Here is a 12,712-nt window from a genome sequence, read left to right on the forward strand (position 1 = left end):
GACCTGAGCGGTGCCGACCTGGGCGGTGCCTACCTGCGCGATGCCTACCTGAGCGGTGCCGACCTGAGCGGTGCCGACCTGGGCGGTGCCGACCTGCGCGACCTTGCCGGCCTCTGGGGCGCCAGAGGCAACCTGCGCGAAATCAAGGCCATCCAGTGCGATACGTGGCCGGTCACCTACACCGCGACGCATATGCAGATCGGCTGCCAATTCCACGAACTGGAGCGCTGGTGGTCGTTCACCGATGAGCAGATCGGCCGGATGGATTCGTCGGCGCTGGCGTGGTGGCAGAAGTGGAAGCCGGTGCTGCACACGATCGTGACGATGTCGCCGGCCGTGCCTGGCGGCGAGAAGCCGGCCGAGCAGCAAGAAGCCGCCTGACCTTCCCCACCCGCCCCGGGTGCCGGGGCAAGGAGACCACCATGGAACAGCAAACCAAGCCGACGGCGACCGATGGCGAAGCCGTGCACGTCATGCGTCAGTACGGCGGTTCGTTCATCAAGCAGTTGGCGCAGTTGTGGCTGACGGCTGACCCGATCAATCAAGCCCGCGTGGCGGAGGCGTTCCGGCCGGAATTCGACCGTTACCGCGTGGATGCCGCGGCCCTGGCGCATTACCAGGGCCTGGCGCGTGAGGCTGAACTGGCGGGGAGGAACTGACCATGGGTGCCTATCACGCTGAACTGATGGACGACCTGCTGCGCGTGGCGCCGCCCTTCTCCCTGCCGCACGAGGTGGACCAGGACGCGCCGACGGTAACGAAGGCGCAGGCCGTCGCCGCCGTGGCGGCCTGCCTGGGCAATGACGAGCCGACCGCCTTCGGCCTGACGGCTGCCCAGTGGGCGGAATACCTGATGGACGAGCTGGCCGACAACCAGGGCGCGGTGCTGCTGGTGCTGCTGATCGGCTCGACCGTGCCGAGCGTGGGCGCGTTCCTGGCCGGGCACCTGGGCAACTGCATTGAGGCCGAGGCCAACCGCCTGCTGGCCGAAATGGACCCTGACGAAGCCGAGGCCTACCTGTGATCGTCCTCGTGATCCTTGGCGCTGTGGTGGTGGCGGACGCCCTCTACGACCTGTGGAAGACCCGCAAATGACCACCGCCCTTTTCATCCTGGCCGGCCTGTGCGCCGCCTACTTGATTGGCCGCGCGAGGTGCCCAATGATCCGCCGCCTGCTGAGCGACCGCGACAACCGCGTCGCCGCCTACGTGGTGGCCGGCCTGCTGACCGCGCTGATCTTCGGCTATGGCGAGCGCCAGCAGACCGACGCCCAGTCCACCCCCTACCCCACCTGCGAAGGCTGCGGCAAGACCGCCGTGACCGCCAAGGAATGACCATGCTCCGCATCTACCACGGCGGTCCCGGCGAGATTCCGCCCATTGACGAGCGTGTCCCCGCCGACGTCTTCGAGAACGCCATCCGCGCGTTCGGCGTCGTCGCCGCATGCGAATGGTTCGGCCACTCGCCGGACAGCCAATTCACTGCCGACACCATCCGCGAGCTGCGGTTGCGGTCGGGCATCCCCCAGGAATCAGCATGAACAACCTACAAGTCATCACCCAGGACATCTACGACAGCCGTGCGACCTTCGCCGCGGTGCTGACCGATCCTTCGATCAACTTCGAGAAGGAAGCCGGGTTCGCCATCCAGGTGCTGCAGAACAACGACTTCGCGCTGAAGGTCGCCACCGGCAACCGCCAGTCGGTGATCAACGCGGTGACGAACGTGGCCGCGATCGGCATCAGCCTGAACCCAGCGAAGCGCCAGGCGTACCTGGTGCCGCGCGATGGGCGCATCTGCCTGGACATCAGCTATATGGGCCTGATCGACCTGGCCGTGGCCACCGGCTCGATCCGCTGGGCCCAGGCCGAACTGGTGCGCGCTGGCGACAACTTCGCGCTGAACGGCTTCGACGGTCCGCCCACGCACGTTTTCAACCCGTTCAGCAAGGACCGCGGCGAGATCGTCGGCGCCTACGTTGTGGTCAAGACCGCCGACGGCGACTACCTGACCACGCCCATGAGCAAAGACGAAATCGACGGGATCATGAACCGGTCGCAGTCGGTGAAGTCCGGCAAGTCGTCGCCCTGGAAGACCGACTACGGCGAGATGGCCAAAAAGACGGTCGTGAAGCGCGCCTACAAGTACTGGCCGAAGAACGACCGCCTGTCGGAAGCGATCCACCACCTGAACACGGACGGCGGCGAAGGCCTGGCCACCACCGCCAGCGCGCCGGCCGACCCCGACCTGCTGCCGCGCCTGCGCAAGGCCGTCGACGCCGCCCGGGATGCCGTCGCCCTGGAACAGGTCTGGAAGGACGGGTTGGCCGAGGTGCGCGCCACCAAGGACATGGGCATCTACAACGCGTTCAAGGCCGCCGTGGCAGCGCGCGGCGCGGTGCTGCGCGGCGAGGCCGTTCCCACCGAAACGCCGCCGGACGACGGCAAGACCATCGACGAAGCGCCGGCCACCACCGCGCCGGCAGACGACGGCTTCGGCCGTGACGACAACAGGAGCGAATGATGCTGATCGTCAACTGCGAGCAGGGCAGCGAGGAATGGCACGCCGCGCGCGCTGGAGTGATCACCGCCAGCATGTTCTCGGTGGCCCGCAAGCGCGTGGGCGTGCTGGACGAGCGCCAGGCGCTGTACGTGGCCTATGTGAGGGCCGGCATGGACACCAAGGAAGCGGCGGCGAAGGCCGGCTACAAGTCGGCGCCGCGTGCCGAAGGCGTCGAGCGCGCCCTGGCCGGCCTGCCGGTGGGTAACTTCTCGGGCGAGGCCAAGGACTACGCGTTCCGCCTCGCGGTCGAGCGCATCGCTGGCCAGCCGCTGGACGAGGGCTACCAGAATTGGGCCATGCGCCGTGGGCACGAACTGGAGCCCGAGGCCCGCATGGAACACGAAATGCAGACCGGCCTGCTGGTCGAGCGTGCCGGCTTCGTGCTTACCGACGACCGCCTTTTCGGCGCCAGCGCGGACGGCCTGATCGGCGACCCCGGCGGCAGCGAATACAAGTGCTTCCTCGCTCCGGACAAGCTGCGCGCCTTCCACATCGACAACGATCCCAGCGAAGTAATGGACCAGGTACAGGGCTGCATGTGGATCACCGGCCGCGCCTGGTGGCACCTGGGCCTGTACTGCCCCGCCCTGGCGCCGATCGGCAAGCAGCTTTGGCTGCGCGAATTCAAGCGCGACGACGACTACATCGACCGCCTCGTTGACGACCTGATGCAGTTCGCCGGGCTGGTCGACCAATACGAAACCACCCTGCGCCGCAAGGCCGCCTGACGGAGAAACCTGTGTACATACCCTACGAAAACGAACGCGAGCTGTCCGTCTTGATCGGGCAGGTTCTGCTCGAAGTCGTCGCGACCGATAAGCAAATCGACTTCACGACCACCGATGGCAAGCAGTACCGCATGTTTCACAACCAGGACTGCTGCGAAAGCGTCTCCATCGAATCCATCGTTGGCGACCTGAAAGACCTGATCGGCGAACCAATTCTGGTGGCCGAGGAAGTCAGCAGCGAAGGCGTGCCGCCGCCCGAAAGCGAAGTCAGCGAATGGGGTGGGCCCGAGTCTTTTACGTGGACCTTCTACAAGCTCGCGACCCGCAAGGGCTACGTCGACATCCGCTGGTACGGCTCTTCCAACGGCTACTACAGCGAGAGCGTCGACTTCTACGAAATCCATCCCGAAGCCTAACCCTTCCCCAGCAGCACAACCTAGGAGACTGACGAATGTTCAGCCTGGAAAGCCAGAAAGTCACCCTCGCGCACCTGAACGTGCGCCCCGAGAACCACGGCGACGAGAAAGTCGGCGGCGCGGACCTGAAGATCGCCTTCACAGAGAGCAATGGCCTGCTGGCCATGTTCCACCCTGTGCTGCGCGATGCGCTGTATCGCCGCGAAGAGACGCCGCCTGAACAGGAAGAAATCTTCGAAGGCAGCCCGGCTGATGCGCTGACCGTGCGCAAGTTCGGCGACCTGATCGGCGCGCTGCGCCTCAAGCACGAACTGAAGGGTGCGCAGGTCGTGATCGGCTTTGGCCTGGGCGGCGCGTCCGACATCGACTTCGAGACGGCCGACGTTGACCACTTCTCGGTGGACCTGATGGAAGGCGGCAGCGCTCGCTATGGCTTCCGCGTCAAGTGCAACCCCACGGGCGAGCAGATCAAGCGCCTGTACGAGGTCCTGGGTGGCGAGGTCGATATCAGCGTCACGCCCGCCGTCGACAAGCAGGGATCGCTGGGCCTGAACCTGGAACCCGAAGCGGCGTAACCCCACGGCCGGCGCGGCGCTGCCCGCCGGCCACCTATACAGAGCACACGATGAGCAAACGGTACGGAAGGAATCAGCGGCGCCGCGCACGCGAACGCGTCGCGCAGCTGGAGCTATCGAACAGCATGGGCCAGGGCTTGCTTGAGCAAGCTCACCGCAGGCTTGCAGAGGCGGAAGCAGTGATCGACCACGCAAGAAGCGTTCTCGGCCATGACGTGGCGCTGCCGCCGGTCATGCGCGGCGATCACCCGAATCCGCTGGGTGGCGACTTTGTGCTGGCACAGCCGACCGCTATCAACGCGCTCCCCTACCTTGGCGACGAGTCGATGCCGCTGACCCTCGACATGAAAGTTATCCAGATGCGGCAGCTCTTGGCTAGCCTGGATTATCAGGACTACCGCGGCGCCTTGCACTTCCACGTGAAGCTAGATGACGGCCACGTGGCCTATGCGATTGACGAGCGAGCCTTCGCACAGATGCCCCGCGAGGCACTTGCCGCCACGCTGCACGGGCCTATCGCCAAAGCCCTGGCCAATTTGCTCGCCGTCCACCTGAAAGGACGTTGACCATGATCCCCGCCATGAACCGCCAGCAGCGTCGCATGCTCGAAAAGCAGCAGGCCCGCGTGCGCGCCACTCGCAGGCCGGACCGCCCGGCCCGCCTGCCGATGCTGATCAAGGCCCAGCAGACCCTGGCGCCGCTGGAAGCGATCATTGACCAGATCGAGCGCGACGGCACGATCACCACCGACGCCCGCGGCACGCCGATTTTCCACTGCGTCGCCGACGGCGAATGGTACGCCAGCGCGCCGGCTATCTCGGGCATGGCCGACTTCTTCGATATGTGGGCCACCCGCCACGGCAGCCCGTTCAAGGCCGCGGCGCTGCGCCAGCTGGCCAACCGCCTGGACGTGGGCATGCCCATCGACGGGCCCCTGATGGCCGCCCTGCAGGCCGAGATACCCGCCCTTCGCCGCATCGGCGCCGGCCTGACCCAGGCTGACGCGTCCGACCTGCTGCGCCAGACCCAAATCCTTGCTGAATTGGACGCCGCGCGCGCCACTGGAGCCTGACATGACCACCATACCCGCCGGCTGGAAGCTGGTGCCCATTGAGCCGACCGAGCCGATGCATGTTGCCGCGGTGCGTACCATCAGAAACTGCACCGGCAACGATGACTTCCCGCCGCGCGTCTACGCCGCCATGCTTGCCGCAGCCCCTGCTGCGCCGGCCGATGGCTGGCTGCCCATCGAGAGCGCGCCGAAGGATGGAACCCATATTTTGGCGTGGCGCGAAGATTGCGGCCAGTTCATCGCCAGCTACACGTCGGCGGACGGGTTCCCGCTGACGCAAGCCGAACTTGACGCCTACGACGAAGACACGCTGTTCCAAAAGGATTGGTTCACGCAGTGGCCCGACGCCACCCGCCTGGATGGCAGCGAGGTGCCCACGAAGTGGCAGCGCTTGCCGGCTGATCCCGGCGCCGCCCCCGCTGCTGGCGATGCGCTGGCCGATCCTGCGTTGCAGAAGCTGTTCGGCGACGCAATCACCGGCGCGCTGGGATTCGGCGCCCAGGGTGTGAACCCGCCGCCCGTAGGCCATTGGCTGGAACCATTCTGGAACATGGCACGGGCCGACGCTGCTTTGGCCGCCGGCCTGGCGCTGCTCGACCACCCCCTGTTGCGCGACGTCTTGGGCTATGTCGAGGATGCCGGCCCGGCTGATGTATGGGGCGCCGCTCAATCCTGGATGGGCCTGCGTGACGCCGCCATTGCAGCCCAATCCGGAGGAAAAGATGGCGATCACTAAAACCGGGGTGCACCTTCTTGAACTGGATGGCATCCGCATGCCCTTGCGCCACTTTGCCCGAGTGTATGGCATCCACGAAGCCACACTGCACGGCAGAATCAAGCGCGGCATGTCATTGCGAGCTGCGTTGGAGACGCCTGTTGATGCGGTCCAGTCACACAAGAACAAGCTCATGGTGGACAAACGCTGGAGGGGTATCCAGCAGCCAGAATGGTCGGATGGAAAGAAGCGCGCATACGCCACCCATGAATCCATGAAGCGCCGCTGCCTAGTCAGCACGTGCGCTGTATACAAGTATTACGGCGCGCGGGGCATAACGGTATGCGAGCGCTGGTTGGATTTCGCAAACTTCCACGCAGACATGGGAGACAGGCCGTTGGGCACAACGCTTGATCGGATCGACAACTATGGCAACTATGAGCCTGGAAACTGCCGCTGGGCTACGCACAGGGAACAAAGCCACAACAAGCGCCGGCAAGTCCTTTTCCTTGAATACCAGGGAAAGAAGATGACGGTCAAGGAATGGGCGGATGAACTTGGCTTTGACGTGACCACAATCAGGGACCGCATAAGAGGCGGCCATCCGATTGAGCGAGTTCTAAGCCGCGAACCGTTGAAGCCTAATTCTCGGCACCGCCCCATCCAATCGAGCGGCCAGGGCGCGGGGAGCAAATCATGAACTGGCTGCACTTCGCCATTGGCTTCGGTGTCGGCTGCGCTTACTGCTCGGCTGTCACCTTCATCAAGGCTTACCTCGAACGGCGAGACGACTTGCGCCAGCAGGGCGCGGGGAGGTGAGCATGATCGCCCCAAAGCCTGCACCCCTGCTGGCTCGCCTGCAAGCTGCTATCAAGTGCGCTCACCAGGAAGCCCCTGGCTGGCTTGCCCCCGTTATGCGTGAAGCCCGGGACGAAATCAAGCGTCTCCGCCGAGAACTGGCCGCCGAGAAGCGGCGTCCGAAAAGGAATGGAAAGACATGACCGACCAAAACAACGCCACCCAGCCCGTGCTGACGGATGACGAAATCAGGACTGCCGCGAAGGCAGCGATTCGTGACGCCAAAGAACAGGGACTAGCCAATGCCGGTCCGCACGAATACATCGCTGCCGGCGCCGCCGCCCTGCTGTCCAAGCTGCGCGCGGAGGGCGTGCCGGTGGACGATGAGGTAGTGCCCCCGCCGATAGCCCCGGACGATGAAGCAATCTCGGAATGCTGGATCAGCGCCAGCGACTGCGACGGCATCGCCTACGACGGGCCTTCCTTCCAGCGGGGCTACAGGGCAGGGGAAATCGCTGAACGTGATCGAGCGACCGGCGCCGCTCCCGTGGCAAGCGCCACTGCCGATGAGCGGGCGCTGACGACGGAGCAGCGGAAAGAATTCATTCGCCGCGCCAGCTTCATCAGCGAGGCCGACCACGACACCAGAGCGGCCTTCGTGGACGAGATTGCCAGCGCCACCCTGGCAAGCGCCCCTGTAGCCGGATGGAGCCTGCGTGGCCCGTCGGCCGGAAGTTGGCGCGGGGAATTTTCCCGCCGCGTGTACGAGAACTTGGCCGCCGCCGACAATCAGGACGTGCCGCTGGAAGAATACCCGGCGCGCATCCTGGCCGTGCTGGATGCCATGGGCGCCCCTGTAGCCGGGGAGCTTGTGACCGTTGAGGTCTACGTGTATCGAGAGGGCAATCGGTATCTGGCGAGTGCGCTTTTGCCTAACGACACGCCGTTGCGCCCCGGCCTGAATACGCTCTATGCCGCGCCCCAGGCCAGCGAGGCGGCGGCGGCCGTGCGCACGCTGCAAGCCAAGTGTTACACCTACCACGGCGGCGAACAGTGGAAACCGCCACTCGGGGATGCGGCTGCCACCGTGGCACGACTGGATAAGATCGACGCCTATCGCATCGAAGCGATGTACCTGCTGCGTGAGGCCGGTGCGCTGCTGCCGACCTTCACCACCGCCGAAGAAATCGGCGCCTGGCGGGAAAAGGTGCGCAAGTTCGGTGCCGGCGATGTCATCGACGTGCCGCCCCAGACCAGCGAGTACGAGCGCGGCCATGCTGCCGGCTGGGCGGCAGGATGGGATCAGGCTATCAAGCAGCCCCAGGCCAGCCAGGCGGTGCGCAACGCAGCCCTGGAGCTGGCGGCGGGGATTGTCGGTGGAACCTGCTGGGCTGGCTATCCGATGTGGGTCTCTGAACTGATCGCCAAACATATCCGCGCCCTCAAGCAGCCCCAGGCGGACAAGGACGGCGGGCAGCAGCACGCCAGGAATGTCGAGGCAGCGTGGGCGGAATGCCGCGCCGACGTCGGCACGGGAGGATGGACCGTGTCCGAGACGATCAACTATCACGGTTTCTTCTTGCACGGCTGGCGCGCCGCCCTTTCTGCCACCCAGACCGAACAAGGAGAGCGGGATGCGTGATTCAGCGATCCTCGATCCTTGCTGCGGCGGCCGCATGATGTGGTTTGACCGCCAGGACCAGCGCGCGCTCTTTGGCGACATCCGCAGCGAGGAACACACCCTATGCGACGGCCGGGCCTTCAACATCACGCCCGACCTGAACATGGACTTCCGCGCCATGCCTTTCACCGCCGACTCGTTCAGCCTGGTGGTGTTCGACCCGCCGCACCTTCGCCGCGCCGGCCGAGATTCCTGGCTCCGCGCCAAGTACGGAATCCTGGGTGACGACTGGCAGCAGGATCTGCGCCAGGGCCTGGCCGAGTGCTTCCGCGTGCTGAAACCTGCCGGCGTGCTGATCTTCAAGTGGGCCGAGGTCCAGATCCCGGTCAGCCAGATCCTGGCCCTGACCGAACATCGGCCACTGTTTGGCCACAAGTCCGGCAAGCGCGAAAAGACCCACTGGCTGACGTTCATGAAGCCGGCCGACACCGACAAGAAGGAGATGTGATGGCTTCCCCGTACCTCACGCCGGATGAGGTCAAGGCGCTGACCGGCTATGTCACGCGCGCCGCGGCCTGCCGGTGGCTTGAGCGCAACGGCTGGCCCTTCGCCCGCGCCGCTGGCGACGGCTGGCCGCGCATCCTGCGCGAGTACCATGATGCCCGGCTATCGGGCGAAGAGAAGCGGCGACCGAAAAGCGGCGCCGAGCCGAATTGGAGATGCGCGGCATGATTGCCAAGCGAACAAAGAACCTGAAACTGGGCCTCTTGCCTCGTATGGAGGCGCGGCCGCGCGCCAAAGGCGGTTGGACTTTTCGGTATTACACCTATGACCGGAAATACATCAACCTGGGGCACGACCGCGCCGAGGCCATCAAGCGCGTGCTGGAGATGGAACGCCGCGCACCGGACACCGGCACCGTCGGCGAGCTGATCCGCGAGTACATGGCCAGCGGCAGCTTCAAGAACGACCTGGCGCCGAAGACTCAGGACGACTACATCACAGCCAGCAAGCAGGTCCTGGAGCGCTTCTCGGCCATGCAGGTCGATGACATGAAGCCGCCGCACATTGCGCGCTATCTGCGTGTGGAACGCGCGTCAGCGCCGGTGCGAGCCAACCGTGAAATGGCGTTCTTGGCGTCAGCGTTTCAGTTTGGAATCGAGCAGGGCTATGCAACCGCCAATCCCTGCCGCCAGGTGCGCAGGAACAAGGAGCGCCCGCGATCGCGCTGTCCGTCCTGGGAAGAGATCGAGTCTTTCTGCGCCACAGCGGCAAAAAAAGGGCCGTCCTCGCACGTCATTGGCCTTATGGCCAAGTTCATCGCGCTCACCGGGCGCCGCCGCGTGGAATTTCTGGAGCTGCGAAAGGTCGACATGGGGCCGGCCGGCATCACAGTGGGCTTTGCCAAGGCCAAAGCCGGCGACGCGCTACGCAGGGGCTTGATCGAATGGACACCGGCATTGCGCCAACTCTTCGCTGAGCTCGCCCAGATGGATCGTCGCGCTCGGGATGGAAAGTCGGCCATCCCGGAATCCATGTTCGTGTTCACCAACCGTGACGGGCAACCGTATTCCGAGCAAGGCTTTAAGGCCCTGTGGTCGAAGATCATGAAGGATTGGATGGCTGTGCCAGGTCGAGAGCGCTTTACGTTTCACGACCTGCGCGCCTATTACGTCACGGTGTTGGTGGGCCGGGATGAGAACCCGGAAACGCATGCCAACCCAGCAACGACCAGGCGCGTCTATGACCGCCGGCGCGTGGTCAAGATCAAGGGCAGCGCCTGACGGTTGCCACCAATCCCGGTTCTTGCCACCATTCGGAAATGAAAAAAGGCACCCCGCTTTCGCGTAAGTGCCTGATTTCATTTGAATTCGGTGGGGTGGCTGATGGGACTCGAACCCACGACAACTGGAATCACAATCCAGGACTCTACCAACTGAGCTACAGCCACCACTGGTTTCTTTACTGCTGAATCATTGCTGCCTTCGCTTTCAAAGCACCCACCTTGCGAGTGTTTTTCCTGCGGCTTCAATGTGTTCAACAGCGAAGAGGCCGAATTCTAGCACGTTTTTTTCGCGTGTGTAAAACGGGCTGTTTGAATACCTGTTCTGTGCCCCTGCACTCCCGCCAGGCCCCCCGTTGCGGGCCCGCCAGCCTTGCTATCCTTGCCGCTTGGAACACCCCTTGGACCAACCCTTCGGAGGCCCGCCCGCGCTGGCGCTATGGATCGCATACACGAATTACTGATCGCCTACTGGCCGCACATGGTGTTCGGCGTCAGCCTGGTTGCCGGGGCCGGCGCGGCGGTGCATGCGGCCATGACCAAGCAGGATGTGCGCTCGGCCATCGGCTGGGTCGGGCTGGCGCTGTTTTCACCGCTGTTTGGCGCGCTGGCCTATTTCGTGGCGGGGATCAACCGGATCCGCAAGACCCGGATGACGCAGCAGCGCGACGAGGCGATGCTGGTGGATGCCGCCCTGGTGGAGACGCCCAGCGTGGATGTGGCGCCGATCTCGGGGCCGCAGTTCGCGTCGCTGAAGGTACTGGGCGACCAGGTCAGCCGCTTCCGGTTGCTGGGTGGCAATACCGTGCAGCCGCTGGCCGGCGGCGACGAGGCCTATCCGGCGATGCTGCAGGCCATCCGCGGCGCCCGCCATGCGGTGGCGATGCAGAGCTACATTTTCGACAACGACGCGATCGGCCGCGAGATGGGACAGGCGCTGATCGAGGCGCAGGCGCGCGGGGTGCAGGTGCGGGTGCTGATCGATGCGATCGGGTCCAAGTATTCGCACCCGCCGATCGTGCGGATGCTGGCGCGCGGCGGGGTACCGGTGGCGCGCTTCATGACCAACCCGCTGGGCGTGCTGCGCATGCCCTATGCCAATCTGCGCAGCCACCGCAAGGTGCTGGTAGTGGACGGGCGCATCGGCTTTACCGGCGGCATGAATGTACGGGCGGCGTTCGTGACGGCGCTGTCGGGCGCGGCGACCAATGTGGACACGCATTTCCGGGTGGAAGGGCCGATTGTGACGCAGCTGATGTCGGTGTTTGCCCACGACTGGAATTTCACGACGCACGAATCGCTGCCGGCCGCGCCCTGGTTCGACCCCAGCGCGCAGCCGCCGCACGGCAACGTGCCCATGCGCTGCGTGCCGTCGGGTCCGGACCGGGCGATGGGCAGCGCCCACAGCATCCTGCTGGGTGCGCTGGCGGTGGCGCAGCGGCACGTGCGCATCCAGTCGCCCTACTTCCTGCCCGACCAGCCGCTGATCGGCGCACTGGCCACGGCGGCGCGGCGCGGGGTAGTGGTGGACATCGTGATTCCCGGCAAGAACAACCTGCGGCTGGTGGACTACGCCATGACGGCGCAGCTGGACCAGGTGGTGCGCACTGGGTGCCGCGTGTGGCGCTCGCAAGGCATGTTCGACCATTCGAAACTGATGACGGTGGACGACGGCTGGGCCTATGTGGGTTCGTCGAACCTGGACCCGCGCAGCCTGCGGCTCAATTTCGAGCTGGATACGGAAATCTACGACCCCGCCGTGGCGCGCTGGATCGGCGCGAAGATCGACGCGCTGGTGGGCAACGCGCGCCGCGAAACACTGGAAGCCCTGCAGCAGGCGCCATTCGCCAAGCGCCTGCGCAACAAGGTGATCTGGCTGGCCACGCCGTATCTGTAGGCGTGCCCGATCAACCGTCCGACGTCGGCGTGGCCGCCTGACGCACGGCAAAGACCGCGCTGGCCTTGAGCACCAGGCGGTCGTCGACCTGCAGCCGGCAGGTGGCGTAGATCAGCCGCTTGCCGCGCTTGTCGATGGTGACGTGGGCTTCGAGCCAGTCGCCGGGCATGACGGCGTTAAGGTATTCCACCGACATCTGGGCGGTCACGACCGAGGCCTGGCACTGGTGGGCAATGACGAATCCCAGGGCGCTGTCGGCCAGGGTGGCCAGAAAGCCGCCGTGCGCCATGCCGTGCATGTTGCCGTGGACCTGGCCCACGCGCAGGGCCAGCACGTCGTCGGCCGCGCGCCGGTAGAAGCCGCTGAGATCGTCCAGGTGCTGCATGAAGGCGCTGCTGGGGCGCCAGGGCGCAAAGCCGGTAGGAATGGAATCGGTCATGGCAAAGGGGGAAATCCGCTGCGGAACCTGCAACGGTAGCGCAAACCGGCCGTGCCGCGCAGGCGCGGCGGCCGGGCGACCGGTGAACGGACAATATCGCCGCCGG

General features: G+C 65.2%; 20 protein-coding genes and 1 tRNA gene. 19 read left to right on the forward strand and 2 right to left on the reverse strand.

Going from position 1 to position 12,712, the window contains the following annotated elements:
- From U858_RS0113750 to U858_RS0113835, 18 genes are all read left to right on the forward strand, one after another.
- Window positions 1-381 (forward strand): pentapeptide repeat-containing protein (locus U858_RS0113750; protein WP_025137733.1); only part of this gene is annotated, 381 nt, incomplete at its 5' end.
- A 41-nt stretch (window positions 382-422) separates the two neighbouring features.
- Window positions 423-659, forward strand: a complete 237-nt coding sequence (locus U858_RS0113755) for a hypothetical protein (protein ID WP_025137734.1) — start codon at window positions 423-425, stop codon at window positions 657-659.
- A gap of 2 nt (window positions 660-661) precedes the next feature.
- The gene (locus U858_RS0113760; protein ID WP_025137735.1) at window positions 662-1,024 is read left to right on the forward strand and encodes a hypothetical protein; all 363 of its coding nucleotides are present in this window, start codon (window positions 662-664) and stop codon (window positions 1,022-1,024) included.
- A gap of 67 nt (window positions 1,025-1,091) precedes the next feature.
- A complete protein-coding gene (locus tag U858_RS0113765) occupies window positions 1,092-1,334 on the forward strand; it encodes a hypothetical protein (protein ID WP_025137736.1) in 243 nt (80 codons plus the stop codon).
- 2 nt (window positions 1,335-1,336) lie between these two features.
- Window positions 1,337-1,540 carry a hypothetical protein gene (locus tag U858_RS0113770; RefSeq protein WP_025137737.1) on the forward strand — a complete coding sequence of 68 codons (204 nt, stop codon included), beginning with the start codon at window positions 1,337-1,339 and terminating at the stop codon, window positions 1,538-1,540.
- On the forward strand, window positions 1,537-2,523 hold the full coding sequence (locus U858_RS0113775; RefSeq protein ID WP_025137738.1) for a recombinase RecT: 987 nt from the start codon (window positions 1,537-1,539) through the stop codon (window positions 2,521-2,523). The genes U858_RS0113770 and U858_RS0113775 overlap by 4 nt, the downstream gene beginning before the upstream one ends.
- Complete coding sequence (locus U858_RS0113780; RefSeq protein ID WP_025137739.1) at window positions 2,523-3,290, forward strand: lambda exonuclease family protein; 768 nt, start codon at window positions 2,523-2,525, stop codon at window positions 3,288-3,290. The genes U858_RS0113775 and U858_RS0113780 overlap by 1 nt, the downstream gene beginning before the upstream one ends.
- A gap of 11 nt (window positions 3,291-3,301) precedes the next feature.
- Window positions 3,302-3,706, forward strand: coding sequence for a hypothetical protein (locus U858_RS0113785; protein ID WP_025137740.1), 405 nt, complete (start codon window positions 3,302-3,304; stop codon window positions 3,704-3,706).
- 35 nt (window positions 3,707-3,741) lie between these two features.
- On the forward strand, window positions 3,742-4,281 hold the full coding sequence (locus U858_RS0113790) for a hypothetical protein (RefSeq protein ID WP_025137741.1): 540 nt from the start codon (window positions 3,742-3,744) through the stop codon (window positions 4,279-4,281).
- 50 nt (window positions 4,282-4,331) lie between these two features.
- Window positions 4,332-4,847: a hypothetical protein gene (locus tag U858_RS0113795; RefSeq protein ID WP_157838799.1), complete on the forward strand. Its 516-nt coding sequence runs from the start codon at window positions 4,332-4,334 to the stop codon at window positions 4,845-4,847.
- 2 nt (window positions 4,848-4,849) lie between these two features.
- Window positions 4,850-5,353, forward strand: a complete 504-nt coding sequence (locus U858_RS0113800; protein ID WP_029953836.1) for a hypothetical protein — start codon at window positions 4,850-4,852, stop codon at window positions 5,351-5,353.
- Between the two features lies 1 nt (window position 5,354).
- Window positions 5,355-6,089 carry a hypothetical protein gene (locus U858_RS0113805; RefSeq protein ID WP_025137744.1) on the forward strand — a complete coding sequence of 245 codons (735 nt, stop codon included), beginning with the start codon at window positions 5,355-5,357 and terminating at the stop codon, window positions 6,087-6,089.
- Complete coding sequence (locus U858_RS34245) at window positions 6,076-6,768, forward strand: hypothetical protein (RefSeq protein WP_025137745.1); 693 nt, start codon at window positions 6,076-6,078, stop codon at window positions 6,766-6,768. The genes U858_RS0113805 and U858_RS34245 overlap by 14 nt, the downstream gene beginning before the upstream one ends.
- A complete protein-coding gene (locus tag U858_RS36375; protein WP_255358787.1) occupies window positions 6,765-6,887 on the forward strand; it encodes a hypothetical protein in 123 nt (40 codons plus the stop codon). Before U858_RS34245 ends, U858_RS36375 begins: the two co-directional genes overlap by 4 nt.
- A 178-nt stretch (window positions 6,888-7,065) precedes the next feature.
- A complete protein-coding gene (locus U858_RS0113820) occupies window positions 7,066-8,508 on the forward strand; it encodes a hypothetical protein (protein ID WP_025137746.1) in 1,443 nt (480 codons plus the stop codon).
- Window positions 8,501-8,995 (forward strand): class I SAM-dependent methyltransferase, encoded by a 495-nt coding sequence (locus tag U858_RS0113825; RefSeq protein ID WP_025137747.1) that lies wholly within the window; start codon window positions 8,501-8,503, stop codon window positions 8,993-8,995. Before U858_RS0113820 ends, U858_RS0113825 begins: the two co-directional genes overlap by 8 nt.
- A complete protein-coding gene (locus U858_RS33705) occupies window positions 8,995-9,219 on the forward strand; it encodes a DUF4224 domain-containing protein (RefSeq protein ID WP_025137748.1) in 225 nt (74 codons plus the stop codon). Before U858_RS0113825 ends, U858_RS33705 begins: the two co-directional genes overlap by 1 nt.
- Window positions 9,216-10,271 carry a tyrosine-type recombinase/integrase gene (locus U858_RS0113835; protein WP_157838800.1) on the forward strand — a complete coding sequence of 352 codons (1,056 nt, stop codon included), beginning with the start codon at window positions 9,216-9,218 and terminating at the stop codon, window positions 10,269-10,271. The genes U858_RS33705 and U858_RS0113835 overlap by 4 nt, the downstream gene beginning before the upstream one ends.
- 91 nt (window positions 10,272-10,362) lie before the next feature.
- On the opposite strand, the gene U858_RS0113840 is transcribed toward U858_RS0113835, so the two are convergent.
- Window positions 10,363-10,438 (reverse strand) — tRNA-His (locus U858_RS0113840).
- A 271-nt stretch (window positions 10,439-10,709) separates the two neighbouring features.
- Between U858_RS0113840 and U858_RS0113845 the strand changes: the two genes are divergently transcribed.
- Window positions 10,710-12,167, forward strand: a complete 1,458-nt coding sequence (locus tag U858_RS0113845) for a phosphatidylserine/phosphatidylglycerophosphate/cardiolipin synthase family protein (protein ID WP_025137750.1) — start codon at window positions 10,710-10,712, stop codon at window positions 12,165-12,167.
- 10 nt (window positions 12,168-12,177) lie between these two features.
- On the opposite strand, the gene U858_RS0113850 is transcribed toward U858_RS0113845, so the two are convergent.
- A complete protein-coding gene (locus tag U858_RS0113850) occupies window positions 12,178-12,606 on the reverse strand; it encodes a PaaI family thioesterase (protein WP_025137751.1) in 429 nt (142 codons plus the stop codon).
- Window positions 12,607-12,712 lie beyond the last annotated feature (106 nt).

Origin of the sequence: Achromobacter sp. DH1f, from assembly GCF_000633435.1 — a bacterium.
GTDB classification, from domain to species: domain Bacteria; phylum Pseudomonadota; class Gammaproteobacteria; order Burkholderiales; family Burkholderiaceae_B; genus Achromobacter; species Achromobacter deleyi.